Raw genomic sequence first — 25,028 nt, forward strand, 5'->3', positions numbered from 1 at the left:
ATCCAGCGGTTAACCCGGTGAACGTTGCCGGTCACAGCACCAGCACGGTGGCAGGGGCACTACCATCGCGGCATGGCCCCCACCAAGGCCGACCTGGAGGCGGCGCGGAACGCGACGATCGACGACGTGCTCGGCCCCGAGCTCGACGTGCTGTTCTGCGGGATCAACCCCAGCCTCTACTCGGCCGCGACCGGTCACCACTTCGCGCGGCCGGGCAACCGGTTCTGGCCCGTGCTGCACCTGTCCGGTCTCGTGCCACGCAGGCTCGCGCCGTCCGAGCAGCACCTGCTCCCGTCGTACGGGCTCGGCATCACCAACATCGTGGCCAGGGCGACCGCGCGGGCCGACGAGCTGACCCCGGACGAGCTGCGCGAGGGCGGCGCGCGGCTCGCGCGGCTGGTCGCGGAGGTCCGCCCCCGCGTCCTGGCGATAGCGGGGGTGTCGGCCTACCGGGTCGCCTTCGCGCGCCCCGCCGCCCGGATCGGCCCGCAGGAGGAGACGGTCGGCGGGACGGCACTGTGGGTGCTGCCCAACCCCAGTGGGCTGAACGCCCATTTTGATCTCGATAGGCTCACTGCCGAGTACGTACGGCTGAGGCGCGCCACGCCGGATTCGCCGGCCGATCGTCCCGAAGGAGGCCGTCCATGACAGCGGCAGCGGATCGCCCCGTCCTCTCACTGATGCTTGCCGTGCCCGACGCGAGCGCGGCAGCACGCTGGTACGCACAGGCGCTCGGCGCCACCACGCTGTGGGACCTCGGCGGGGTCGTCGGGCTGACGGTCGGTGGAGCGCCCTTCTTCCTCGGCGAGCCGGAGAAGAACGGCTGGGCCACCCCCGCCGAGGCGGGCACGAGGACCGTGCGGGTGGAGGTATTCGTCGACGATCCGGACGCCTTCATCGCGCGCGCCGTGGCCGCCGGAGCGGACGGCAGCGTCGATCGGATTCGCGACCACGAGATGCCCTGGGGCGTTCACCGCCAGGGCGGCTTCCTTGACCCGTTCGGTCACCTGTGGCTCGTCGGGGACAGGTCCCCGCTCACGGCCCACGAGGTGTGACCGCCGGCCCGTTCGGCGGACCGTTCGGCGGACCGAACGCCCGCTGGAGGCTGGAGGCCATCGCGGCCGAGATGGCCCGCCTGCGCCCGCCGCCGGCCTGACGGGATCGGCCGCCGCGGTCAGGGACGGCCCGCTCCCGGCTCCTCTCCGCCCAGAGGCCGCTCCACCTCTGCCTCGTGCCCGGCCCGCACCCTGGCGGACAGGAAGCCGGCGGCCTCGTCGAGCGCCGCGTCGGCCTCGTCGAGGTGGCCGAAGTGGTTCTGGAAGACGTGCGGCACCTGCGGCCAGACCCGCAGCGTGACCTCCACCTCGTCGGCGGCCGCGCGCCCGGCGAGCCGGACGGAGTCGTCCAGCAGGAGCTCGTTCGAGCCGGCCTGCACCAGCAGCGGGGGCAGGCCCCGGAGGTCGGCGAAGACGGGGCTGGCCAGCGGCTGGGTGGGGTCCTGACCGGCCAGGTAGGGGGTGGCGAACGCCTGGAGCGCCTCCGGGACGAAGATCGGGTCGGCGTCCTTCTTCGTGTGCATGCTCTCCCCGCTGAGGGTCAGGTCGGTCCAGGGGGAGAAGACGACGGCGCCCGCGGGCTGCGGCAGGCCGGCGTCGCGGGCCGCGACCAGGGTGGCGACGACCAGCCCGCCGCCCGCCGAGTCACCGGCGAGCACCAGTTCCTCCGGTCGCACCCCCTCGTCGAGCAGTGCCCGATAGGCGGCCAGGCCGTCCTCCACCGCGGCGGGGAACGGATGCTCGGGGGCCAGCCGATAGTCGACGGACGTCGCCCGCAACCCCGTACGGCGCACCAACTGGGCGGTGAACCCGGCGTGCGTGCCGGGCGACCCCAGGACGTAGCCGCCGCCGTGGAAGTGGAGCAGCCGCCCGCGTGCGGCGCCGGTGGCCGGGGTCAGGTCGAGCGCGGGACGGCCGCCGAGCACCGTCTCCTGCACGGTGACGTCGCCGGGCACGGGCCGGGAGAGGGCGAGGGCGAATCCGGCGCGCTGCTCCTCCAGGGTCGGGTTCGGGTGGACGGGGGCGTTGCGGTGCAGGGCGTCGACGGCCTCGCGCTGCTGGCGGGTCATCAGAACCTCCGGGGAGTCGGTAGTGAAAGGATGCATTCCGTGGAATGCACGTGTGGCCGGAAACCCGATTCCCGGGAAGATGATTCCCCGGAATCTTCTGCGGCCGAGAATATGACGGACGTCACTCGCCTGTTCACCGATCTCGTCCGCGTCGAGACCCGGCTGTACAACACGGCGAGCGACCGGCTGCGCGCCGAGCACGGCATCGGCCTGGGACAGTTCGAGTTCCTGGACATCATCGACGGCCGTCCCGGCTGCCGGGTGCTCGATATCGTGCGCGAGGTGGGGATCACCGTCGGAGCCGTGAGCAAGGCCGTGGACCGGCTCGAAAGCGCGGGCCTGTGCGTCCGCACGGCGCATCCGGACGACCGGCGGTCCTCCGTCCTCAGCCTCACGCCGGAGGGCTCCCGGCTCCTGGCCGTGGCCCGCCCGACCCTGCGGGACGAGCTGGCCGCCCGCACCGCCGCGGTCCCGGCCGCCGAGCTCGCCAGGACCGCCGCGACGCTCGCGACGCTGCGCGCGGCGCTGGAGGAGCACGGGCGGGACGGGACCTGAGCCCTGCCCCCGCCGTCACCTGCCCGGCCGGCTTGGCCGGGCGCGTCTCACGGGTGGCCGGGGCGGGACAGGATCCGTCCCGTGCCCGGGGGCGGCAGCCGCGCCACCTCGCGGTCGTGGAAGGCCACCATGTCCTCGGCGTCGGCGTACAGCTCGGCGACGGCCCGAGCGCAGCCCTCGACGACCCGGGTGTCGGTGATCCGCCGCCCGCCCACATGGGCGCCGATCTTGTCGTAGAGGATCTCGTACATCAGGTCCCTGGTGAGGATCAGCAGCTCGGGCAGCGGAGCGCGGGTCTCCAGGTGGCGTACGGACCGGGCGTGCAGCGCCCGCGCCCGCTCGCCCGCCCGCGTGCGCGCCGCGAGCAGCACGATCTCCCACTGCAGGTAGGGCGTCGGCGGCATCTCGACGATCCGCAGCCGGCGCAGCTCCGCCCGGGGCGGCAGGTCGTCGGCGAAGCGCATCTCGTTCATCAGCGCGAGCGACCGGTCCCAGTCTCCGCTCATCATGGCGACCCAGCTCGGGGTGTCGGGCTCGTGGAAGTGCTGGGCGCGTTCCAGCTTCCATACGACGCCCTCCATCCGGCGCAGGTGGTCGTAGAGCTCGGTCCGGTACTCCGCGACGGGAAGCACCTCTCCCGCGGCCTGTCTGACGTGCTCGAACGCTTCTCCGGGCATGAAGTCTCCTTCGGCCAGAAGCCGAATCGCTGGTCGGAGCGCGCCAGGCTCCGGCCCGGATATGGAAACTGGCGCGCTTGGGTCTTCCGTGGACGTCTGGTCAGTCAGTTCCCCGTCGAGTTGCTGCACACGGCCGTCTCGGTCGCGTCCAGCAGCCTGATCGTGATCTGCCTCGTCCTCGCCGTTCCTTCGGTTTCCTGCACCACCTCGGGTTCTGGCTCGGCCGGCTTCATCTCACCCTCCGCTCGTCGGCGTGGCCGCAGACTCTCCCCCGAGGGCGACACGTCGATCGTTGGCCGCTGCCGATCCAGGGTCAAGGCCCAATCTCTGCGGACTTCTCCGACAGATCGAGCGGGGGCGGCAGCGGGGCCACCTCGCGTTCGAAGAACGGCATCAGGTCCTCGCCCTCGCCGTACAAAGAGGCCAGAGCGGACAGACAGGGGGCGACGACCGCGGTGTCGGTGATCCGGCGGGCCCCGACAGCGGCGCCGATGTCGTCGTAGCGGACCTCGTACAGCAGGCCAGGGCCGAAGACCACCAGTTCGGGCAGCGGTGCCCGGGTCTCCAGCGGTGCGACCGCCGCCGCTCCGAGCACTCTGATCTCCTCGCCCGCCGCCACCCGTACGGCGAAGATCTGCGCCTCCCACTGCAGGTAGGGAGTCAGGGGCAGCTCGACGACGCGCAGCCGCCGGAACGGGGCCCGCTCGCGGTACATCGCGGTCAGCGGGGCCCGCATCCGCTCGATGAGCTCGACGGCCCGTGTCCAGTCGCCCGCGTCGGCGGCCCGCCAGCTCGGCAGGGCCGGCTCGTGGAAGTGCTGGGCGCGCTCCAGCTTCCACACCACCTCCGACGCGTCGCGATAGACCTCCTCGAACTCGGCCTGGTAGGCCTCCAACCCCAGGAACTCGCCGTCGGCGGCCCTGACCTCATCGAACACATCGCTCGGGATCACGGTTCCTCCTCAGCAATCCGGCGGCACGGCGCGCCTTCGGGCCGTGCCTGCGCCACCACGTCGTGGCCCAGAGGACGTGGAATCCGGTGACGACCAGCACCGTGACCACGCCGTCCGCCGCGGCGACCCAGCCGGGCGGGTCGAGCAGCGCGCGTACGGCACCGGCGAGCAGGCCCAGGGTCGCGGGAATCGTCACCACGGCGGCGAGCCAGAGGCACAGCGCGGTCCCGGCGACGAGCAGCGCGGTGTACGCCCGGACCCACCGGCCCTCGGCCCGCGGCAGCCGGGCGAGCGGGTCGGCCGACCGGCGCAGCAGGGCCCGGCGGCATACGTGCGCGGAGTACGCGACGGAGTCGCCGTACAGGTTCCGGCAGCCCGTCACGTCCTGCAGGACGAAGTAGAGATCGGTGCGCATGAACACCAGGAACTGGGCCGACAGCATGACCAGCGCCGTCAGGGCGACGACGGACAGGGCCGGGCGCGGACCCGCCGCCACGGTCAGCAGGAGGCAGACCGCGCACACGGCGGCGTCCACCGCCATGCCGGCAAGGTAGACCGTCAGCCGGACCCGGCGCTCCGCCAGCCAGATGCCCGACACCTCGGTCTGCGCCGTGAGGAACTGCAGACGGGTGCCGAACCTGATGCGACCCGGCACGCCGGCGGCGCGAGCCGTGCACAGATGGGCCAGTTCGTGCAGGAGGATCAGCAGCCAGCCGGCCGCCGTCTGCGCGAGCAGGACCAGCGTTCCGCGGTCGCTCCAGAGCAGGTCGCGCCAGCCGGGCATGACGCCCGGCCGCAGCAGCGCCACCGCCGCACCGGCGAGGATCACCGCCGCCAGGGCGGCGTGCAGCACCGGATCGAGCGTCCACCGCACGTGGCGGGGCAGCAGCCGCGGAAAGGTGGGCGGCGGGGGAGCGGGCGCGGGAACGGGACGGCCGTCCACCGCCGCCACCAGTCCCGCGCGGACCAGGCCGTCGACGAAGCCGCCCACGTTCATGCGGATCCCGGTCTCCGCGCCGAGCCGGCGCTCCACCTCGGGGACCGTGGCCCCCTCCTGGAACAGGCGGATGACCCGCATGCCCTGCGCGGGCACGGCGATGACGTCGCCGGTCTCCACTCGCCCGACGATCCACTCCTCGCGATCCCGGCGTACGCCGAGGTCGTGCAGGATGACCCGGGTCGGTGTCATGACGAGCGGCCCACGGGGGGCACCGGGGCGGGCGCACGGCCCACCCCGGTCCTGCCTGACGAGTCACACCCCGCTGCGTACGGCACCGCACTGCGGGTCACCCCTGGTGAACTCCTCGCGGAAACGGATTTTCCGGGAGGACCGAAATCGGCGTCCCGCCCGTGATGATTCCGTGCGTGCCTGGAATCACCGCAGATCCCGAAATCACCACACGGCCCGAAACCGCCCCGGGGCCCTAAATCACCACACGGCCCGAAACCGCCCCAGGGCCCGAAAATGCGTTCACGGAAATGCCGCGCGGGCCCGGGCTTTCCGCGGGACCCGGGAAAGACGCCCATGGCTCCGCTGCGGCCTCCTCCGCCTTGCGATGCGTCCACCGGGAAACCCGCTCGTGACGGGCGGCATGTGTCAGGCACCGCTGGGCGGCCTCAGGTCGAGTTCCCCTGGCTGAAGGCCGTCGTTTCGATCTTGTCCAGTCTGCGGATCGCGATATCGGCCGCGACCGGCTCGACCTCTTCCTCCGGCTGGGTCTGGTTTTGCTCTTGAGGGGTCATCGAGCACCTTCTGTTTGTGGATTTGTCTGGTGCGGACCTCGCGCGAGAAAACATCTAAATGTTCGGATGATGCACATGATCGGTCAAGTCCTATTTTTGTGACTCGGCCGATGTCCGCTGAATTCCACAGACCGGGCAGTCGGGGCGGGGCGGATGCCGGACCCACACGTGCTGGTCGGGTGCGATGAGGTTCAGCCCGACGACCGTTCCGGTGGTGGGCTCGGGCACTCCGGTGATCAGCGAGATCACCGAGTGGGCGACCAGGTGCCCCGAAAGGCCGGCCGAGGCGGCGACCACGCCCGGTCCGCCGAGGTCCACCGGAAGGCCCGGCCTGCGGCGGTGCGCCTCGCCCGCCGCCAGGCACTCGTAGCAGGCGCCGCGCCCGGGGGCGAAGGTGCCCACGGTCACGAGCGGGCCGTTGTAGCCTCCGCCGACCCAGGGCACGCCGGCCCGCGCGCAGACACGGTTGGCCCAGATCCGGATGCCCGGCTCCCTCGGCTCGTCAGCGCACAGCGCGAGGACGTCGGCGCCCGCCAGCACGGACAGCAGGTCGGCCTCACTGCCGATCGCCCGCCGCTCGCCGGTGACCTCGATGTCGGAGTTCAGCCGGCGCAATCTGGCGACGGCCGCGTCCGCCTTGGCCCGGCCGAGGTCGTCCTCGGTGTAGAGGACCTGCCGGTTCAGGTTCGACAACTCCACCACGTCGGCGTCGACGCAGTGCAGGCGGCCGGCACCGGACGCGGCGAGGGCCCACGCGGCGTGGCTTCCCGTGCCGCCGAGGCCGAGCACCACGACCCGGGCGGCGCGCAGCCGCACCTGCGCGTCCCACCCCTGCCGTCCCGGTGCCAGGTCGACCTGCTGGAAGAACGCCTGGCTCCTGTCATACCGCGTGCGCTCCCGTTCGGTCAGCTCGCGCGGCGGCGGAGCGGCGGCGTCCTCCACGTGCCCCGAGGCGATGAGAGCGGCGACGATCCGCGCCGCCTGGGGCGCGGAGACGCCGGGCAGCCGCCGGCACACGGCCTCCGCGACGTCGCCGGGAGACCGGGTGCCGTCCATCAGGGTGAGCGCGGCCCACGCGCCCCCTGTCGGATCGCTGATCTCGCCGGCCAGCCCGTAGATCTCGCCGCCGATGCGTACCGTTCCGTCCTCGAAGCGGTGCGGCTCGTGCCTCCGCTTGACCCGTGGCAACAGCACGTCTCCCGGTTCCTCCTCGGCAGAGCGTTGCGTGCGGTCCTACCGAGAAGTCATCACCTGGAGCTCCGATTAGCAAGACCCGGAGTCAGTGCCGGGTGTAGGGCCCTTGACGGCGCCGGTGGTGGGGCATGCCCAGCACCGCGCGCACCACAAGGGCGACGAACACGAGCTTGAGCACCAGGAACGGCGGCCACATCGGACCTGCCACCAGGAGGACGATCGCGGCCACCGGGATGAGGAACATGGCCGGATGCCGGCGGCGGCCGTGCCACCGCGGGGCCATGCCACGTCCCCAGTGCGGGCCGCCGGGCCGGAGGCGATCGTACGGACCGTACGGGCCGGGGCGGGCGCCCATGGGGGAGCCCGGAAGACCGGGGAAACCGGGCAGCCCGGCGGACGGGAAGCCCGGGTGCCACGGGCTCCCGGTCCGCGGGCCGCCGCCTGGCGCGCCCTCGGTCCGGGCGTCGCCCGGCCACGCGCCGGGCAGGTCGGCGGTCACCCGCCGGAGGTCCTCGGCGGTGCGCGCCGAGAGCGTCGCGTCGAGGCGCTCGTCGAGCTCCTCGCGGGTGATGCGGCCCTGCGCGAACGCGTCGTGCAGCAGCCGCGTCACCTCGTCGCGCTCCCGGTCGCCGATCCGCAGCCCGCCGTGCGCCGGACGGCTCGGCGGGGTGCGGCCCGCCGACCCCGCCCTCGGCGTGGCGCCGTCGTGGCCGGCGGGTGCGCCGCCCGCGGCGGCGGGCTCGTCGGGGGAGACCATCGTCATTCCTCCACAGGGTCGCCGTCGGCGAGGATCTGGTAGAGCCGTCGCCTGGTCTCCGTCAGGACCTGCCGCGCCTGCCTGACCTGCCCCTCGGTGCCCGAGTGGGCGATCTGGACCAGCGCCGACGCCGCCTGCCTGGACAGGTCGAACAGCTCGTGGACGTTGTCGCCGATGTCCGGGGTCATCTCCTCCCAGGGCGCCCGGACCTCGTCTCCGTGCTCCTCGACGTAGGCGCGGCCGGCCTCGGTGAGCTGGAACGTCTTGCGCCCGTCGGTCTCCTCGGCGCGCACCAGGCCCTCGTCGGTGAGCTGCTGCAGCGCCGGGTAGACCGCGCCCGGGCTGGGCTTCCACCCGCCCTGGCTGCGCTCGGCGATCTCCTGGATGATCTGGTAGCCGTTGCGCGGCTCCTCGGCGAGCAGGGCGAGGATCGCCGCCCGCACGTCACCGCGCTTGGCCTTCCTGGTCCGCCCGAAGCCCCGCGGGCCGAACGGGAAGTTGCCGCCCGCCCACGGCGGCCCGAACGGGCCCGGTCCGAAACCGCCCCACGGGCCGCGCCCCCGCATGCCGCCCCTGTGCCGGTGCTCGTGAGGACCGCCGCCCTCGTGATGTTCCTGCTGCCACATGGCCGCCCCCTTCATGAACGCCTCGCGCATGGCGCGGCGCATCTCGTGTCTCAACCGGTGCTCGAACCCTGTGCGAGCCCACGGCCCCCCGACCGTGTGTGTCGAACTCATTGCAAAGCCCCCTTTGGTTCCCGATTCGACTGGTTCACGATCTGTTCTCGATGGCTCAACGATATATCGCGATGCTTCTTCCAACAATCCCCGGGTAAGAGTGACATAGCTCACGAGGAAGTTTTTCGAGTAGGGGGAACAGGCCCCGAGACCGTAGCGTTATCTCTCACGAAGACGGGATCGTTCTGCTCTGAGAGGGCTGGGGGGTGCTCTTGGAGCGGGACGATCCCGTCTTTGTCATTTCCCGGCTGACGCCTCGCCGGCCGGCGCGGGTGGCGCTCCGGAGGCCGGGTCAGTCCGGCAGGAGCGTGCGCAGGGCAGGCCGGCGACCTCGCGAAGCTCCTCGCGGGTGCGGCCCGCCGCCGCCTGAGCTCGTGGGCTCCGCGGGCACGCCGACCATCACGCAGCCCAGGCCGGGCGTCTCCATGCACTGGACGGATTGGGTGGCGATCGAGCGCGCGGCCGAGAACGGCGGCACGGAACACGTCTCGTGACATGACCTACAGTGCGGCACTGCCCGCGGTGCTGCTCCTCGTGACGGCGGCCGGGGCTCTGCCGCGGCGACACGCATCCGGAGGGGTGGGTGCTTCGCGGAATTTGTCGGTGCTTTGCCGTAGAGTCTCAAGGCGTGATCTTGTCATGATGGGGCACTCGCACGCCCTCAGCGGGGCCGCGGTGTGGCTGGCGGTCGCGCCGGGCCTGGTGGCACTGCCGGACCTGCTCGGGCATCCCGAGCTGGCGACGCTGACGGGGCCGGTCCTGAGCCCGCCCGAGCTCGTCGCGGGCGCCGTGGTGTGCGCGGGCGCGGCCATGCTGCCCGATCTCGACCACCCCAGTGCCACCATCGCCCAGACGTTCGGACCGGTGACCTGGCTGCTCAGCAAGGGCGTGAACTTCGTGAGCGGCGGGCACCGGCACGCCACCCACTCGCTGCTGTTCAGCGTGCTGGTCGGAGTGGGGGCCCACCTGCTCGGCGACCGCTACGCCGTCGGCCGCGACATCCTGGTCGTCCTGATGATCGGCCTGGCGATCCGCGCCGTGGGCATCGGCGTGCCCGGCAAGACGCTCACCTCCGCGATCGTGAACATCGGCCTCACCGCGGCGCTGTTCGTCACCTTCCTGTCGCTCGGCGTCACCTACTCCTGGCTGGGCTTAGCCATCGGCGTCGGCTGCCTGGTGCACGTGATCGGCGACTGCCTGACCGAGCGCGGCTGTCCCGTCTTATGGCCGATCAAGGGGCGCTGGCTCCTGCCCTGGGACATCGGGATCAAGACCGGCAAGGCGTTCGAGAAGCAGTTCCTCGGCCCGGCCCTGTCGATCGTGGTGATCGCGCTGTTCTGCCTGCGGTTGATGCCCGCCTGAGCGGTGACGCCCCGCGGCCGCCGGCGATGCCCGGACGCTCCACGGCCGGCGCGTACGTAGGAACTTCCTGAAACCGAAAAATCCGCATGCTTGCCGACGTCAGCAATGATGGCCGTCGGCCTACCCATTAGTAACTTGATGTCGAGATATCTTGAGGGATATCTTGATGTCGAGACATCCGCCGACGCCGCACAGGTTAGGGCAACCTAATTGTCAGGAGTGTCCCGTGCGTGCGGGAGGATGCACACGAAACCTGTGACTATCCCGGAACCCTGGGGAGGCGAACTTCGTGTCCGCGAACAGCTTCGGCAGCCGTGACACGCTGCGCGTCGGTGACGCGTCATACGAGATCTACCGGCTGGACGCCGTCGAGGGGTCGGCGCGCCTCCCGTACAGCCTCAAGATCCTGCTGGAGAACCTGCTCCGCACCGAGGACGGCGCGAACATCACCGCCGACCACATCCGCGCCATCGCGGGCTGGGACCCGAACGCCCAGCCGAGCGTCGAGATCCAGTTCACTCCCGCGCGCGTGATCATGCAGGACTTCACCGGCGTGCCCTGCGTCGTCGACCTCGCCACGATGCGCGAGGCCGTACGCGACCTGGGCGGCGACCCGGCGAAGATCAACCCGCTCGCCCCGGCCGAGATGGTCATCGACCACTCGGTCATCGTGGACTTCTTCGGCCACCCCGACTCCTTCCAGCGCAACGTGGAGCGGGAGTACGAGCGCAACCGCGAGCGCTACCAGTTCCTGCGCTGGGGCCAGACGGCGTTCGACGAGTTCAAGGTCGTCCCGCCGGGCACCGGCATCGTCCACCAGGTCAACATCGAGCACCTGGCGCGCGTGGTCATGACCCGCGACGGCAAGGCGTACCCGGACACCTGCGTGGGCACCGACTCCCACACCACGATGGAGAACGGCATCGGCGTCCTCGGCTGGGGCGTCGGCGGCATCGAGGCCGAGGCCGCGATGCTCGGCCAGCCGATCTCGATGCTGATCCCGCGGGTGGTCGGCTTCAAGCTGACCGGCAAGCTGCCGGCCGGCGCCACCGCGACCGACCTCGTGCTCACGATCACCGAGATGCTGCGCAAGCACGGCGTCGTCGGCAAGTTCGTGGAGTTCTACGGCGAGGGCGTCTCCAGCGTGCCGCTGGCCAACCGCGCCACGATCGGCAACATGAGCCCCGAGTTCGGCTCCACCTGCGCCATCTTCCCGATCGACGGCCAGACGATCGACTACCTCAAGCTCACCGGCCGCTCCCCGGAGCAGGTCGCGCTGGTCGAGGCGTACGCCAAGGAGCAGGGCCTGTGGCTCGACCCCTCGGCGCCCGAGCCCGTCTTCAGCGAGTACATCGAGCTCGACCTGTCGACCGTCGTCCCGTCGATCGCCGGGCCCAAGCGCCCGCAGGACCGCATCCCGCTGGCCGACGCCAAGTCGTCCTGGCGCGCGGCGGTCCGCACCTACGTCAGCGACGGCATCGAGGGTCCGGCCGACGAGGCGTCGGCCGAGTCGTTCCCGGCCTCGGACCCTCCGGCGATCGACCACGGCGGGGCGGGCGACGCGCCGCACCCCGTGCGGCGCAACGGTGAACGCCCGCACCGGCCCACGCCGGTGACGCTGTCGGACGGCACGTCCTTCGAGATCGACCACGGCGTCGTCACGATCGCCGCAATCACGTCCTGCACGAACACCTCCAACCCGTACGTCATGCTCGGCGCGGCCCTGCTGGCGAAGAACGCGGTGGACAAGGGCCTGTCGCGCAAGCCGTGGGTGAAGACCTCGCTCGCCCCGGGCAGCCAGGTCGTCACCGGCTACTTCGAGCGGTCGGGTCTCCAGCCCTACCTCGACAAGCTGGGCTTCAACCTCGTCGGCTACGGCTGCACCACCTGCATCGGCAACTCCGGCCCGCTGGAGCCGGAGATCTCGGCCGCGATCCAGGAGAACGACCTCGCGGTCACCGCCGTGCTGTCGGGCAACCGCAACTTCGAGGGCCGGATCAACCCGGACGTCAAGATGAACTACCTGGCCTCGCCGCCGCTCGTGGTGGCGTACGCGCTGGCCGGGACCATGGACGTCGACCTGAACAACGAGCCGCTCGGCGTCGGCGCCGACGGGCAGCCGGTCTTCCTCAAGGACATCTGGCCCGCGCCCGAAGAGGTCGCGGCGGTGGTGTCGGAGTCGATCAGCCAGGACATGTTCAAGCGTGACTACGCCGACGTGTTCAAGGGTGACGAGCACTGGCAGTCGCTGCCGATCCCGACCGGCGACACCTTCCAGTGGGACCCGGAGTCGACGTACGTCCGCAAGGCGCCGTACTTCGACGGCATGCCGGCCAAGCCCGAGCCCGTCACGGACATCCGGGGCGCCCGGGTCCTGGCCAAGCTGGGCGACTCGGTCACCACCGACCACATCTCGCCCGCGGGCTCGATCAAGGCCGACACGCCGGCGGGCCGCTACCTGCGCGAGCACGGCGTCGAGGTCAGGGACTTCAACTCGTACGGCTCCCGCCGCGGCAACCACGAGGTGATGATCCGCGGCACCTTCGCCAACATCCGGCTGCGCAACCTGCTGCTGGACGGCGTGGAGGGCGGCTACACCCGCGACTTCACGAAGGGCGGGGAGCAGGCGTTCATCTACGACGCGTCGCAGAACTACCAGGCCGCCGGCATCCCGCTGGTCGTCCTGGCCGGCAAGGAGTACGGCTCGGGGTCGTCGCGTGACTGGGCGGCCAAGGGCACCGCGCTGCTCGGCGTGCGCGCCGTCATCGCCGAGTCGTACGAGCGCATCCACCGCTCGAACCTGATCGGCATGGGCGTGCTGCCGCTGCAGTTCCCCGAGGGCGAGAGCGCGGAGTCGCTGGGCCTGACCGGCGAGGAGACCTTCGACATCGTGGGCGTCGAGGAGCTCAACGCCGGGTCGACCCCCGCCACCGTCACCGTGCGGGCCGGAGACGTCGAGTTCCAGGCCGTGGTGCGCATCGACACGCCCGGCGAGGCGGACTACTACCGCCACGGCGGCATCATGCAGTACGTCCTGCGCTCCCTGCTCGCCAAGAGCTGAGGGCTCGCGCAGAGCCGAGCGAATCCTCATCGGAGCCGTCCTGGGCGGGATCCCGGTCCCGTCCAGGAGGCGCCGCCCTACAGCATGTCGGCGACCCAGTCGGTGAGCTCCGACAGAATGTCGGGCGGGACGATGCCGATCCGGGTGCCGAAGCGTTGGGGTGAGAGCGCGCGTATCTGTTCGACCATCGCCCAGCTCGTCTTCGGCAGCCCCGTTTCCTCTGGCGCTATCTCCACGTGCGTGTCCCAGCCCCGGAATCGTGTCGTCAGCGGGACGGCGAGCACGGGGTCCCGCACGAGCCTGTTGAAGATGTCGTTGCTGACGACGACAGCGGGCCGGCCATAGCCTTGCTCGCGGCCGGTCGGCGCGCCGAGGTCGGCCCACCAGATGTCGCCTTGCCTAACCCTCATCCCTCTCCTTGGGGTCGTTCCGGAGATCCCCGGGCGGATCGATCAGGCCTTCCCACTCGGGGGCGATGCCGTCTGACGGAGGGCCGAGCCACAGGTCGCGCTCTGCGACGTACTCCGCCCAGCTTTCCGGGTCCTCTCGCCGTGTCCGCTCCATCTGCTCCGCGACACGCTGCCAGCGGAGCTTCTTCCTGTGCTCCCTCACGGCGTCCTCGACCAAAGCGGTCATGCTCTTGCCTTCCTGCTCCGAGAGTTTCGCTATCAGGTCTCTGATCTCGACGCTGACCCGGATCGTCGTGTGGCGTTGCTCGCTCCCCATACTGCGAGGCTACGATCCTGTCTACAAAAAGCGCTATGGCGATGTCGCCATGTGGGAGTCTACGAAGGCTCTGATTACTCTCGCAACAACTTTCGATTACTGACGGTGATTGTCTGAGTTCCTGGGAGGGGATAACCGGTTGCCGGGCGGCATCGGGGCGCGGCTAGGGTCCCGCCCATGGATCACGACGTGGTGTTGCTGCTCATCGGAGGAGTGGCCGTCTTCATCGGGGCGGTCGTACAGGGCGGGGTGGGGTTCGGGCTGGGCCTGGTGGCCGCCCCCCTGATCACGTTGCTCGATCCGTCGGTCATGCCGGGGGCGGTCCAGGTCGTCAACCTGACGATGCCGCTGCTCACCCTGGCCAGGGAGTGGCGCAAGGCCGAGTGGCGGGGAGCGGGGTGGGCCCTGCTGGGCCGGCTGCCGGGCAGCGCGATCGGCGCCCTCGTGGTCGTCTACGTGAGCACGGCGACGCTCGGCGTGCTGGTCGGCATGATGGTGCTGGTCGCGGTCGTGCTGACGGCCCGCGCCGTGTCCGTGCCGCGCAACGGCGCGACGCTGACGGCCGCCGGGTTCCTCTCGGGGATCACCGGCACGGCAACCGGGATCGGCGGGCCGCCGATCGCCCTGGTCTACCAGAGCGCCCGGGGCCCGCAGATCAGGGCCACGCTGGCGCTGTTCTTCTGCGTCAGCGCCGCGCAGTCGCTCATCATCCTCGCGCTCCTCGGCAGGCTTCCGGGGCGGGCCCTGGCCGGTGGGGCGGCGCTGGTGCCGTTCGTCCTGCTGGGCTTCGCGGCCTCGGGGCCGCTGCGCCGCTATCTGGACGGCGGGCGGGTCCGCGCGGCCGTCCTGACCGTGGCCGCCGTCTCCGCCTGCGCGCTGCTCGGGCAGAGCCTCGCCCACTGAACCCCACAACTGGGCCCGCGTGAGAGGTGCCGGCGCGGGTCCAGCCGTACGGCCGGCAGTGGAAACCGTTCAGGCGGACGACTCCCGCAGGCGCTCGACCCGTACGCCGCGCAGTTCCAGGGTGCGCTGACTGGCGGCCGCGTGGAGCGCCAGGACGGGGCGCCAGAGGGCGAGCAGGGCGGCGTCGTCCGCCGCCACGACGTCGCCGGATGTTGATCGTACGTTTCTTCATTGTTACCGCGAACAACAAACGTTACCGTCCTGTGTCTTTCACCACCTGCGCTTTGGGCTTACGTTGTCTCAAACAACATTCCCTGGAGCGGTGAACGCCGTGACCCGGCCCCTGCCGTACCGGGTGGCCAAGGTGCCTGCAACCCACAAGATCTGCCCAGACGGCGGGAAGGGGCACCGGCTCGGCCGCACCCCCTCATAGACCCCCAGTCATAGAAAGGACCCACGCATCATGCGCAAGGGGATCCTCAGCATCGGCGCCGCCGCCGCGGCGCTCACCCTCGGTCTCACCGCCTGCGGGGGCGAGAGCGGTGACACCTCCGCGCAGTCCAGCGGCGCCCCCTCGGCCGCCGCCGGCGACGCCAAGCCGGGCAAGATCGGCGTCATCCTGCCGGACAGCAAGTCCTCGGCCCGGTGGGAGACCGCCGACCGCAAGTACCTGGAGGAGGCGTTCAAGGCGGCGGGTGTCCAGTACGACATCCAGAACGCCCAGGGCGACAAGACCGCGTTCCAGACGATCGCCGACCAGATGATCACCAACGGCGCGACCGTCCTGATGATCGTCAACCTCGACAGCGGCACCGGCAAGGCCGTGCTGGACAAGGCCAAGTCGCAGGGCGTCGCGACGATCGACTACGACCGCCTCACGCTCGGCGGCAGCGCCTCCTACTACGTGTCGTTCGACAACACGGCGGTCGGCAAGCTGCAGGGCGAGGGCCTGGTCAAGTGCCTGACCGACAAGAAGGCCGACAAGCCGATCGTCGCCGAGCTGAACGGCTCGCCGACCGACAACAACGCGACGCTGTTCAAGCAGGGCTACGACGGCGTGCTGCAGCCGAAGTACGACTCCGGCGAGTACAAGAAGGGCCCGGACCAGTCGGTTCCCGACTGGGACAACACCCAGGCCGGCACGATCTTCGAGCAGATGCTCACCCAGGAGCCGAAGATCGCCGGTGTCCTCGCCGCCAACGACGGCCTCGGCAACGCCGCGATCGCGGTGCTGAAGAAGCAGAACCTGAACGGCAAGGTCCCGGTCACCGGCCAGGACGCCACCGTGCAGGGCCTGCAGAACATCCTCGCCGGCGACCAGTGCATGACGGTCTACAAGGCCATCAAGAAGGAGGCCGACGCCGCCGCCCAGCTCGCGGTCTCGCTGGCCAAGGGCGAGCAGCCGCAGGCGAGCGGCACGGTCAAGGACACCGAGGGCAACCGCGACGTCCCCTCCGTGCTGCTGGAGCCCCAGGCCATCTTCTTCGACAACGTCAAGGACGTCGTGGCCGACGGCTTCGTGAGCAAGGACGAGCTGTGCACCGGCGAGTTCGCCGACAAGTGCACCGAGGCCGGCATCAGCTAAGCAACAACCATCCACCGGGTGCGTACGGCGACGCGGACCCCCTACGCGGGTGACGTGCTGAGCCGCGACGAGCACCGTGCGGGGCGCCCTGTCCGGACAGGACACCGTTCTGACCAGGCACAGGGCGCCCCGCACCGCCCGGAGCGACGAGTGGCGGCCCGGACAACGGCGCCGTACCGGCCCCATCGATCTACGGAGTAGCCCATCGTGTCCCAGGGACCGATCCTGGAACTGCGCGGCATCAACAAGAGCTTCGGCCCCGTGCAGGTCCTTCACGACGTCGCCTTCTCGGCCTACCCGGGTGAGGTGACAGCACTCGTCGGCGACAACGGCGCCGGCAAGTCGACGCTGGTCAAGTGCATCGGCGGCATCCACCCGATCGACTCGGGCGAGTACTTCTTCGACGGCGAGCGGGTCCACGTGAGCGGGCCCAGGGACGCGGCGGCGCTGGGCGTCGAGATCGTCTACCAGGACCTCGCTCTCTGCGACAACCTCGACATCGTGCAGAACATGTTCCTGGGCCGCGAGCGCCGCAGCGGTCTGGTCCTGGACGAGGACACGATGGAGGAGATGGCGGCCAAGACCCTGGCCGGCCTGTCGGTCCGCACCGTCAAGTCGCTGCGCCAGCACGTCTCCAGCCTGTCCGGCGGCCAGCGGCAGACCGTCGCGATCGCCAAGGCCGTGCTCTGGAACAGCAAGGTCGTCATCCTCGACGAGCCGACCGCCGCCCTCGGCGTCGCGCAGACCGCCCAGGTGCTCGAACTGGTCCGCCGCCTGGCCGACAAGGGTCTCGCGGTGGTGCTCATCTCCCACAACATGAACGACGTCTTCGCCGTGTCCGACCGGATCGCGGCGCTTTACCTGGGACGGATGGCGGCCCAGGTCAAGGCGTCCGAAGTGACCCACGCGCAGATCGTGGAACTGATCACCTCCGGGCGCAGCGGGGAGCTCGGGCTCAAGAACGGCAACGGAGCGGCATCATGACAACCGAAACGCTCCCCAAGCAGGAGAACGCCGAGTCGTCGCTCGGCGTGCACGTCAAGGGCTATCTCGAGCGGATCAAGGGGGGTGAGCTGGGGGCCCTTCCCGCGGTCTTCGGCCTCATCATCCTCTGCGTGGTCTTCTCGGTGCTGCGCCCGGCCTTCCTCTCGGCGGTCAACTTCGCCAACCTCTTCACCCAGGGCGCGGCGGTCGCCGTCATCGCCATGGGCCTGATCTTCGTGCTCCTCCTCGGCGAGATCGACCTGTCCGCCGGTTTCGCGAGCGGCGTCTGCGCGGCGGTGCTCGCCGTGCTGCTCACCCTGCAGGGCTGGCCCTGGTATCTCGCGGTCCTGGCCGCGATGGTCACCGGCGCGGTCATCGGCCTGGTGCTCGGGTCGCTGGTGGCCAAGCTCGGCATCCCGTCCTTCGTGGTCACGCTGGCGGCGTTCCTGGCCTTCCAGGGCGTCGTCCTGCTGCTGGTGAAGGACGGCACCAACATCTCGATCCGCGACGAGACGATCCTCGCGATCGCCAACAAGAACGTCCCGCCCGTCGCCGGCTGGACGGCGCTGATCGTGGGCGTCGTCGCGTACGCCGCCATCCAGCTCCTGCAGGCGCGCCGCCGCGCGGCCCGCGGCCTGGTCGCCACCCCGATCACGGTCATCGCCGCCCGGGTCGCGACGCTCGCCGTGGTCTCCGGGGTCGCGGTGTACGTCCTCAACCTGGAGCGCAGCCGCAACGCCGCGCTCGTGTCGCTCAAGGGCGTGCCGATCGTCGTCCCGCTGATCGTGATCCTGCTGATCGTCTGGACCTTCGTGCTGCGGCGCACGGCGTACGGCCGGCACATCTACGCGGTCGGCGGCAACGCCGAGGCCGCTCGCCGGGCCGGCATCAACGTGGACCGCATCCGCATCTCCGCCTTCGTCATCTGCTCCTTCATGGCCTCGCTCGGCGGCATCATTGCGGCGTCGCGGGCCAACTCGGTCGACCCCAACACCGGCGGCAGCAACGTGCTGCTGTTCGCGGTGGGCGCGGCCGTCATCGGCGGCACCAGCCTCTTCGGCGGCAAGGGCCGGGCGCTCGACGCGCTGCTCGGCGGCGCGGTGGTCGCGGTCATCGAGAACGGCATGGGCCTCATGGGCTACAGCGCCGGCGTCAAGTTCGTCGTGACCGGTTCGGTGCTCCTGCTCGCCGCGGGCGTGGACGCCCTGTCGAGGAAGCGTGCGGCGGCGACCGGCAGAAGATGACGTGATCGGGCCCCGATAAGGTGATCTCCGACCCCTGACCTGGTCAGGTTCCCCCCGACCCCACGGAATCCGAGGCTCCCCCGATGATGCGCGCCGGTCCCTCACAGGAGGAGATCCGCAAGCACAACCTCGGGACGCTGCTGCGGCACGTCCATCTCGGAGGGCCGACCTCGCGGGCCGAGCTGACCTCGCTGATGGGGCTGAACCGGAGCACCATCATGGCGCTCACGGCGGACCTCACGGCGGCCGGCCTCGTCAGGGAGGAGCTGCCCAAGGACACCGGCCGGGCCGGACGGCCGTCGCTGGTCGTCCGCCCGGAGACGGCCCGCGTCTACGTCCTGGCCTTCGAGGTGGGAGTCGACCGGCTGGCCGCCGCGCGCATCGGCCTCGGCGGGGTGATCCTCGACCGCCGGGAGGCCGCGCGGGCGCGCGGGGAGTTCGACATGGCGCAGGTCGTGGGGACGCTGGCGGGCTTCGCCCGGCAGATGCGGCGCAGGACGCGCGAGGACACGATCTGCGTCGGCGCGGCGGCGGCGGTCTCCGGGGTGGTCCGCGCCTCCGACGGCGTGGTCAGGATCGGGCCCAACATCGGCGCGTTCGAGGTGCCGCTGGGGGAGGAGCTGACCAAGCGGCTCGCGCTCGGGCTGCCCGTGGCGGTGGGCAACGAGGCGAACCTCGGCGCGCTCGCCGAGCACACCCGCGGCATCGGCGCCGGCTGCCGCGACCTCATCTACCTGCACGGCGATGTGGGCATCGGCGGCGGCATCATCGTGAACGGCCAGCTCCTCGGCGGGTACGGCGGGTATGGCGGCGAGGTGGGCCACATGGTGGTCAACCCCGACGGCCGCCCGTGCGCCTGCGGCTCGCGCGGCTGCCTGGAGGCCGAGGTGGGGGAGCCGGCGCTGATGGAGCACGCCGGCCGCTACGGCGAGATGATCGGCAGGGACGCGGTCCGCGCCGTTGTCGACGCCGCCGACCGGGGCGACGTGATGGCCCAGGAGGCCCTCGCCCATGTGGGCAACTGGCTCGGGCTCGGCGTGGCCAGCCTGGTCAACGTCTTCAACCCCGAGATGGTCGTCTTCGGCGGCATCCTGCGGGAGATCTACCTGGGCTCGGCCGCCCAGGTGCGCAGCCGGATCGCCACCGGCACCCTGCGCGCGACGCGGGAGCAGGTGCGGCTGCGCACCTCGGCCCTGGGCGACGACGCGACGCTGATGGGCGCGGCCGAGCTGGCCTTCGCGCAGGTGCTCGCCGACCCCCTCGAAGCGCTGTCCCGGGTCGCCCCGTATGGCGGCTAGGCGACCTTGGAGGCGGGGGCACGGAACGTGTCGCACGCCTGGGGACCGCCGCCCGTCCAGCCGCGCGCGAGCCAGTAGCGGATGTTGCGCGTCGTGCCGTGCCACCTGTCGCCTTCGTCCGCCGTGAGCCGCTCGTCCCAGTCGTGCCGATCACGGCCGAGCGAGGACCAGACGCTGCGGACGAAGGCGGCGGAGAAGCAGTCGGCCTGCAGCTCGATCCGGCGGTTGAGGTCGAGGGCCCGCTTCCCGCTCAGTGTGCGGGACCGCCGCTCGAACTCGGCCAGGATGCCGGCGCGGTCCTGCGCGTAGTGGCCGTACTCGTGGGCGACGACCGTGAAGAGCCCGAGCCCCATGCGGTCCGACAGCTCCTCCTTGGACAGCATGATCCACATCGTCTTGTTCGCGGGGCAGTACTGGCTCGACAGGTAGCTCGCCATGAACTGGCCGCAGCCCGTGTAGACGCTCTTCGTGATGTACCGCACCCTGGGCGGGGAGAACCGCAGCCCCGCCTGCCGGAACTTCTCGCTCCATGCCCGGCCGAGGCAGCCGAGCAGGTCGTCCAGGTAGGCCCGGTAGGAGCCGAGGTCGTCGGCCCGCCGGGCCGGCTCGGTGCAGGCGGAGGACCGGAACGCGCCCGTGGCGTAGAGGGGGTTCCTCGTCAGCGCTCCCTGCCCGGTGGGCACGGGCCGCGAAGAGGCGCCGGAGGCGTCCGCCGCACCGGTGAGGGACAGGGCTCCCACCACCGCCGTGACCGCGACGGCGGCCGCGCGGAGGCTTATGCGAATCATCAGTGGGCATCCCAAGCGGACAGAGAGATAGTCAGGAATGTGGCGAATCGCCCGAAGATCCGGCAATGCGGACTTCCCTTCCAGGGGATCATGAGGGTAGAGCAGGAGGCGGCGGCAGGTAAAGCAGGATCGATGCCTGCGCCGGGAAGGTCTTGTGGAGGTTCGGCGCAACCCCTGATACCCCCGCACCTTCCTCGAACTAGACTCGATCCGTTCGATGGCGAGCGGGAAGGATGAACGGTGGGGATTCTGGAGACGATCAAGGACCCGCTCGACGTGAAGCGCCTTGAGGCCGGGGAGCTGCCCGCGCTGGCGGCGGAGATCCGCGATCTGCTGGTCTCCACCGTCGCGAAGACCGGCGGTCACCTCGGGCCCAACCTCGGCGTCGTCGAGCTGACCATCGCCCTCCACAGGGTCTTCGACTCGCCGCGCGACCCGATCCTGTTCGACACCGGCCACCAGGCGTACGTGCACAAGCTGCTGACCGGCCGGGCCGGGCAGTTCGGCACGCTGCGCCAGGAGGGCGGCCTGTCGGGATATCCCAGCCGGGCCGAGTCGGAGCACGACTTCATCGAGAACTCGCACGCCTCCACCGTCCTGTCGTACGCCGACGGGCTCGCCAAGGCGCTCGTACTGCGCGGCGACACGGACCATACGGTGGTCGGGGTGATCGGCGACGGCGCGCTCACCGGCGGCATGGCCTGGGAGGCGCTCAACAACATCGCCGGGCGCAAGGACCTGCCGCTGATCATCGTGGTCAACGACAACGGCCGGTCCTACTCGCCGACCATCGGCGGTCTCGCCTCCCACCTGTCGTCCCTGCGGATGAGCCAGGGCTACGAGCACGTGCTCGAACTGGTGAAGAACAACCTCGGCCGGGTGCCCGTGGTCGGCGCGCCGTTCTACGACACGCTGCACGGCATCAAGAAGGGCCTGAAGGACATCCTGACCCCGCAGGTCATGTTCGAGGACCTCGGGCTGAAGTACGTCGGCCCGATCGACGGCCACGACGAGCCGGCGGTGGAGGCCGCGCTGCGCCGCGCCAGGGGCTTCCGCGGGCCCGTCATCGTCCACGTGCTCACCCGCAAGGGCAACGGCTACACGCACGCGGAGAACCACGACGAGGACTGCTTCCACTCGCCACAGCCCTTCGACATCGAGACCGGCGAGGAGCGGCCCAGACCGCACAGCTGGACCAACGTGTTCAGCGACGAGATGGTCAAGATCGGTGCTGAGCGGAAGGACGTCGTCGCGATCACCGCGGCGATGCTCCACCCCACCGGTCTGGCGGCGTTCGCCGAGGCGTACCCGGACCGGATCTACGACGTGGGCATCGCCGAGCAGCACGCCCTGACCAGTGCCGCGGGGCTCGCGATGGGCGGTCTTCACCCGGTCGTGGCGGTCTATGCGACGTTCCTCAACCGGGCCTTCGACCAGCTCCTGATGGACGTGGCGCTGCACCGGCAGCCGGTCACCGTCGTGCTCGACCGGGCCGGGGTCACCGGCGACGACGGGGCGAGCCACAACGGCATGTGGGACCTGTCGATCCTCCAGGTGATCCCCGGGCTGTCGGTCGCCGCCCCCCGCGACGGCGCGCGGCTGCGCGAGCTGCTGGCCGAGGCGGTCGGGATCGAGGACGGCCCGACGGTGGTCCGCTTTTCCAAGGGCGCCCTGCCCAAGGACGTGGAGGCCGTCGGCAAGCTCGGCGGGATGGACGTGCTCCGCACCGGCGACGCCGACGTGCTGCTGGTCGCGGTCGGCCCGATGGCCGAGGTCTGCATGGAGGCCGCCACCCTCCTCGACGCGCAGGGCATCTCGGCCACCGTGGTGGACCCGCGCTGGGTGAAGCCGCTCGACGAGGCGCTGGTGCCGGCCGCCGCGGCGCACAAGCTGGTCGTCGTGGTGGAGGACAACGGCCGGGTCGGGGGCGTGGGCGACGCCGTGGCGCGCCTGCTGCGCGACGCCGACGTGGACGTGCCGGTGCGGACCTACGGCATCCCCCAGCGCTTCCTCGACCACGCCAAGCGGGCCAAGATCCTCTCCGACATCGGCCTGACCGGGCAGGACCTCGCCCGTCAGATCACCGAGGCCGTGGCGCGCCGGTCGCAGGTGATGGAGAGCCACCCCGCGCGGCTCGTGCAGCCCACTGATTGACAACCAGGAGTAATACCGGTGTGACCGGGAAGTCTGCAGGTCATCGACGTGATGAGGAGCCTGCGGATGAGCCTTTTCCGGACGAAGCCGGTCGAACAGTCGATTGAGGATGCCGAAGGCGGCGAGCATCGGCTCAGACGCAGCCTGAGCGCTCTCGACCTCACCGTCTTCGGCATCGGGGTCATCGTGGGCACCGGCATCTTCGTCCTGACCGGCGTGGCGGCGCGCAACACGGCCGGCCCGGCCGTCGCGATCTCCTTCGTGATCGCCGGTATCGTGTGCGCGCTCGCGGCCCTGTGCTACGCCGAGTTCGCCGCCACCGTCCCGGTCGCGGGCTCGGCCTACACCTACGCGTACGCCACGATCGGCGAGTTCCCGGCCTGGATCATCGGCTGGGACCTGATGCTGGAGCTGGCACTGGGGGCGGCGGTGGTCGCCTCGGGCTGGTCGGGCTACTTCGCCTCGCTGCTGAAGAACTTCGGCATCTATCTGCCGTCGTCCATCGCCGGCGACCAGGCCGTCTTCAACATCCCGGCGGCGGTGATCGTGATCCTGCTGACCGGGGTCCTGGTGGCCGGGATCAAGATGTCGGCCCGGTTCAACGCCGCCATGGTGGCGGTCAAGCTGGCCGTCGTGCTCCTCGTGATCATCGCCGGACTTTTCTTCATCAAGGGGGCCAACTACCGGCCGTTCGTCCCGCCGCCCCACCACATGGCCGCCGGGGAGGGCATGAAGGCCCCGCTCATCCAGGTGCTGTTCGGCGTGCAGCCGGTCGCGTACGGCGTCTTCGGCGTCTTCACCGCCGCCGCCCTGGTGTTCTTCGCCTACATCGGCTTCGACGTCGTGGCGACCGCGGCCGAGGAGACCCGCCGCCCGCAGCGCGACCTGCCCATCGGGATCATCGCCTCGCTGGTCGTCTGCACGATCCTCTACGTGGCGGTCTCGCTCGTGGTCGTCGGCATGCAGCACTACTCGGAGCTCAGCGCGTCGGCCCCGCTCGCCGACGCGTTCCGGTCGGTGGGCCAGCCCTGGATGGCGACGCTGATCAGTATCGGAGCCATCGCCGGGCTCACCACCGTCGTGATGATCCTCATGCTGGGCCAGAGCCGCGTGCTGTTCGCGATGTGCCGCGACAACCTGCTGCCCCGGGCCCTCGCCAAGGTCCACCCGAAGTTCCGCACGCCGTATCGGATCACGATCGTCATCGGCGCGGCCACCGCGCTGCTCGCGGCGCTGATCCCGCTGAGTGCCATCGCGGAGCTGGTGAACATCGGCACGCTGTTCGCGTTCGTGATCGTCGCGCTGGCCGTGGTGATCCTCCGCAGGACCCGTCCCGACCTGCCGCGCTCCTTCCGCACCCCGTTCGTGCCGGTGGTGCCCATCCTGTCGGTGCTGGCCTCGGCCTACCTGATGCTCAACCTGCCCGTGGAGACCTGGATCCGGTTCTTCGCCTGGATGGTCGTCGGCGCCGTCGTCTACTTCCTGTACGGCCGGCGCCGCAGCAGGGTGGCCGCTACAACCCCTGGGGAAGCAGTCCTCGAACGGTGAGCACGGCGCCGACGGCGGCCAGCAGCGCGCCGCTCGCGCCCAGCAGCAGGCGGTAGCCGCGCGGGGTCAGCCGATGCCGGCCGGCCCCCACGGCCCCCGCCAGCGCCACTTTGGAGCCCACCAGGACCAGGTAGAACCCGCCCACGAAGACCAGCGCGTACGCCGGGGCGTGGTCCCACGCGGAGACGAAGATCGGTGAGCCCACCGCGATCCAGAACAGCCACGGGTGGGGGTTGAGCATGTTCACCACCACCCCACGCAGGACCTCCCGGGCCGAGGAGGGCGCGTCCTCGCCGGGGCGGGGCGGCAGGGCGGTACGGGCCTCGCGCAGCGTCTCGGCGCCGAGGTAGACGACGTAGAGCCCGCCTCCGACCGCCAGGACGCGCAGAAGCACCTGCGGCAGCGCTCCGACCGCCGTCACGGCGAGCAGCACGACGGGCAGGTCGGACAGCAAGGGCACACAGGCCAGGCGCACGCCCGAGCGGAACCCGCCGCGCAGGCTCGCCGTGATGACGAGCGTCAGCAGCGCGCCGGGCGTGACCCCCGCGCCCAGGCCGAGGCTGAGCCCCATCAGCAGTTCCGTCACGCCGCTAACCTCCCGTTTCGTCCGCACGAGAGGCTATCGCCGGTCGCTC

At 70.9% G+C, this 25,028-nt stretch carries 26 protein-coding genes; 12 read left to right on the forward strand and 14 right to left on the reverse strand.

The window, feature by feature from the left end; translation table 11 throughout:
• Positions 1 to 72: 72 nt before the first annotated feature.
• Together mug and FLX08_RS32525 are read left to right on the forward strand one after the other, a co-directional pair.
• Entirely contained in the window at positions 73 to 648 is a 576-nt protein-coding gene (gene mug, locus FLX08_RS32520; RefSeq protein WP_142624090.1) for a G/U mismatch-specific DNA glycosylase, read from the forward strand.
• Positions 645 to 1,055, forward strand: a complete 411-nt coding sequence (locus tag FLX08_RS32525) for a VOC family protein (RefSeq protein ID WP_142624091.1) — start codon at positions 645 to 647, stop codon at positions 1,053 to 1,055. Before mug ends, FLX08_RS32525 begins: the two co-directional genes overlap by 4 nt.
• Before the next feature lie 119 nt (positions 1,056 to 1,174).
• Here the strand turns inward: FLX08_RS32525 and FLX08_RS32530 are convergent, their stop codons facing one another.
• Complete coding sequence (locus FLX08_RS32530) at positions 1,175 to 2,125, reverse strand: alpha/beta hydrolase (protein WP_142624092.1); 951 nt, start codon at positions 2,123 to 2,125, stop codon at positions 1,175 to 1,177.
• Between the two features lie 111 nt (positions 2,126 to 2,236).
• Here FLX08_RS32530 and FLX08_RS32535 point away from each other — a divergent pair, with 111 nt between their 5' ends.
• Positions 2,237 to 2,680: a MarR family winged helix-turn-helix transcriptional regulator gene (locus FLX08_RS32535; protein ID WP_142624093.1), complete on the forward strand. Its 444-nt coding sequence runs from the start codon at positions 2,237 to 2,239 to the stop codon at positions 2,678 to 2,680.
• A 47-nt stretch (positions 2,681 to 2,727) separates the two neighbouring features.
• Here the strand turns inward: FLX08_RS32535 and FLX08_RS32540 are convergent, their stop codons facing one another.
• The 8 genes from FLX08_RS32540 to FLX08_RS32565 form a co-directional block, all read right to left on the reverse strand.
• Positions 2,728 to 3,357 (reverse strand): DUF6879 family protein, encoded by a 630-nt coding sequence (locus FLX08_RS32540; RefSeq protein WP_142624094.1) that lies wholly within the window; start codon positions 3,355 to 3,357, stop codon positions 2,728 to 2,730.
• 104 nt (positions 3,358 to 3,461) lie between these two features.
• Positions 3,462 to 3,590, reverse strand: coding sequence for a hypothetical protein (locus tag FLX08_RS43090; protein WP_269321757.1), 129 nt, complete (start codon positions 3,588 to 3,590; stop codon positions 3,462 to 3,464).
• Between the two features lie 80 nt (positions 3,591 to 3,670).
• Positions 3,671 to 4,309 (reverse strand): DUF6879 family protein, encoded by a 639-nt coding sequence (locus tag FLX08_RS32545; RefSeq protein ID WP_142624095.1) that lies wholly within the window; start codon positions 4,307 to 4,309, stop codon positions 3,671 to 3,673.
• The gene (locus FLX08_RS32550) at positions 4,284 to 5,498 is read right to left on the reverse strand and encodes a hypothetical protein (RefSeq protein WP_142624096.1); all 1,215 of its coding nucleotides are present in this window, start codon (positions 5,496 to 5,498) and stop codon (positions 4,284 to 4,286) included. The genes FLX08_RS32545 and FLX08_RS32550 overlap by 26 nt, the downstream gene beginning before the upstream one ends.
• Before the next feature lie 428 nt (positions 5,499 to 5,926).
• Positions 5,927 to 6,052 (reverse strand): hypothetical protein, encoded by a 126-nt coding sequence (locus FLX08_RS43095; RefSeq protein ID WP_280117145.1) that lies wholly within the window; start codon positions 6,050 to 6,052, stop codon positions 5,927 to 5,929.
• Between the two features lie 90 nt (positions 6,053 to 6,142).
• Positions 6,143 to 7,246 (reverse strand): HesA/MoeB/ThiF family protein, encoded by a 1,104-nt coding sequence (locus FLX08_RS32555; RefSeq protein WP_208761799.1) that lies wholly within the window; start codon positions 7,244 to 7,246, stop codon positions 6,143 to 6,145.
• A gap of 85 nt (positions 7,247 to 7,331) precedes the next feature.
• Positions 7,332 to 8,003 (reverse strand): DUF1707 SHOCT-like domain-containing protein, encoded by a 672-nt coding sequence (locus FLX08_RS43100; RefSeq protein WP_167530655.1) that lies wholly within the window; start codon positions 8,001 to 8,003, stop codon positions 7,332 to 7,334.
• Between the two features lie 2 nt (positions 8,004 to 8,005).
• Positions 8,006 to 8,683: a PadR family transcriptional regulator gene (locus FLX08_RS32565; RefSeq protein WP_244313073.1), complete on the reverse strand. Its 678-nt coding sequence runs from the start codon at positions 8,681 to 8,683 to the stop codon at positions 8,006 to 8,008.
• Positions 8,684 to 9,379: 696 nt separating this feature from the next.
• On the opposite strand from FLX08_RS32565, the gene FLX08_RS32570 reads away from it, so the two are divergent.
• Positions 9,380 to 10,102, forward strand: a complete 723-nt coding sequence (locus tag FLX08_RS32570; protein ID WP_142624099.1) for a metal-dependent hydrolase — start codon at positions 9,380 to 9,382, stop codon at positions 10,100 to 10,102.
• 289 nt (positions 10,103 to 10,391) lie between these two features.
• Positions 10,392 to 13,163 carry an aconitate hydratase gene (locus FLX08_RS32575; RefSeq protein WP_142624100.1) on the forward strand — a complete coding sequence of 924 codons (2,772 nt, stop codon included), beginning with the start codon at positions 10,392 to 10,394 and terminating at the stop codon, positions 13,161 to 13,163.
• A gap of 77 nt (positions 13,164 to 13,240) precedes the next feature.
• On the opposite strand, the gene FLX08_RS32580 is transcribed toward FLX08_RS32575, so the two are convergent.
• Together FLX08_RS32580 and FLX08_RS32585 are read right to left on the reverse strand one after the other, a co-directional pair.
• Complete coding sequence (locus tag FLX08_RS32580) at positions 13,241 to 13,573, reverse strand: type II toxin-antitoxin system PemK/MazF family toxin (RefSeq protein ID WP_142624101.1); 333 nt, start codon at positions 13,571 to 13,573, stop codon at positions 13,241 to 13,243.
• Positions 13,563 to 13,889: a type II toxin-antitoxin system TacA family antitoxin gene (locus FLX08_RS32585; protein ID WP_142624102.1), complete on the reverse strand. Its 327-nt coding sequence runs from the start codon at positions 13,887 to 13,889 to the stop codon at positions 13,563 to 13,565. Before FLX08_RS32585 ends, FLX08_RS32580 begins: the two co-directional genes overlap by 11 nt.
• Before the next feature lie 177 nt (positions 13,890 to 14,066).
• Between FLX08_RS32585 and FLX08_RS32590 the strand changes: the two genes are divergently transcribed.
• Positions 14,067 to 14,792 carry a sulfite exporter TauE/SafE family protein gene (locus FLX08_RS32590; protein ID WP_244313074.1) on the forward strand — a complete coding sequence of 242 codons (726 nt, stop codon included), beginning with the start codon at positions 14,067 to 14,069 and terminating at the stop codon, positions 14,790 to 14,792.
• A gap of 69 nt (positions 14,793 to 14,861) precedes the next feature.
• Here the strand turns inward: FLX08_RS32590 and FLX08_RS43105 are convergent, their stop codons facing one another.
• On the reverse strand, positions 14,862 to 14,990 hold the full coding sequence (locus tag FLX08_RS43105; RefSeq protein ID WP_280117146.1) for a hypothetical protein: 129 nt from the start codon (positions 14,988 to 14,990) through the stop codon (positions 14,862 to 14,864).
• A gap of 265 nt (positions 14,991 to 15,255) precedes the next feature.
• Here FLX08_RS43105 and FLX08_RS32595 point away from each other — a divergent pair, with 265 nt between their 5' ends.
• The 4 genes from FLX08_RS32595 (at position 15,256) to FLX08_RS32610 (ending at position 19,903) form a co-directional block, all read left to right on the forward strand.
• Positions 15,256 to 16,377 carry a sugar ABC transporter substrate-binding protein gene (locus FLX08_RS32595; RefSeq protein WP_142624103.1) on the forward strand — a complete coding sequence of 374 codons (1,122 nt, stop codon included), beginning with the start codon at positions 15,256 to 15,258 and terminating at the stop codon, positions 16,375 to 16,377.
• 207 nt (positions 16,378 to 16,584) lie between these two features.
• Positions 16,585 to 17,361 carry an ATP-binding cassette domain-containing protein gene (locus FLX08_RS32600; RefSeq protein ID WP_030505450.1) on the forward strand — a complete coding sequence of 259 codons (777 nt, stop codon included), beginning with the start codon at positions 16,585 to 16,587 and terminating at the stop codon, positions 17,359 to 17,361.
• Positions 17,358 to 18,605: a sugar ABC transporter permease gene (locus FLX08_RS32605; protein ID WP_142624104.1), complete on the forward strand. Its 1,248-nt coding sequence runs from the start codon at positions 17,358 to 17,360 to the stop codon at positions 18,603 to 18,605. Before FLX08_RS32600 ends, FLX08_RS32605 begins: the two co-directional genes overlap by 4 nt.
• A gap of 83 nt (positions 18,606 to 18,688) precedes the next feature.
• Positions 18,689 to 19,903, forward strand: a complete 1,215-nt coding sequence (locus FLX08_RS32610) for an ROK family transcriptional regulator (RefSeq protein WP_142624105.1) — start codon at positions 18,689 to 18,691, stop codon at positions 19,901 to 19,903.
• On the opposite strand, the gene FLX08_RS32615 is transcribed toward FLX08_RS32610, so the two are convergent.
• Positions 19,900 to 20,691, reverse strand: a complete 792-nt coding sequence (locus FLX08_RS32615; protein WP_142624106.1) for a neutral zinc metallopeptidase — start codon at positions 20,689 to 20,691, stop codon at positions 19,900 to 19,902. The genes FLX08_RS32610 and FLX08_RS32615 overlap by 4 nt on opposite strands.
• A gap of 240 nt (positions 20,692 to 20,931) precedes the next feature.
• Here FLX08_RS32615 and dxs point away from each other — a divergent pair, with 240 nt between their 5' ends.
• Positions 20,932 to 22,845, forward strand: a complete 1,914-nt coding sequence (gene dxs / locus FLX08_RS32620) for a 1-deoxy-D-xylulose-5-phosphate synthase (protein WP_142624107.1) — start codon at positions 20,932 to 20,934, stop codon at positions 22,843 to 22,845.
• 66 nt (positions 22,846 to 22,911) lie between these two features.
• Positions 22,912 to 24,393 carry an amino acid permease gene (locus FLX08_RS32625; RefSeq protein WP_142624108.1) on the forward strand — a complete coding sequence of 494 codons (1,482 nt, stop codon included), beginning with the start codon at positions 22,912 to 22,914 and terminating at the stop codon, positions 24,391 to 24,393.
• Here the strand turns inward: FLX08_RS32625 and FLX08_RS32630 are convergent.
• Positions 24,359 to 24,979 (reverse strand): LysE family translocator, encoded by a 621-nt coding sequence (locus FLX08_RS32630; protein WP_142624109.1) that lies wholly within the window; start codon positions 24,977 to 24,979, stop codon positions 24,359 to 24,361. The two genes, FLX08_RS32625 and FLX08_RS32630, sit on opposite strands and share 35 nt — an antisense overlap.
• Between the last annotated feature and the right edge of the window lie 49 nt (positions 24,980 to 25,028).

This window comes from Microbispora hainanensis, from assembly GCF_006874475.1.
GTDB lineage: Bacteria > Actinomycetota > Actinomycetes > Streptosporangiales > Streptosporangiaceae > Microbispora > Microbispora hainanensis.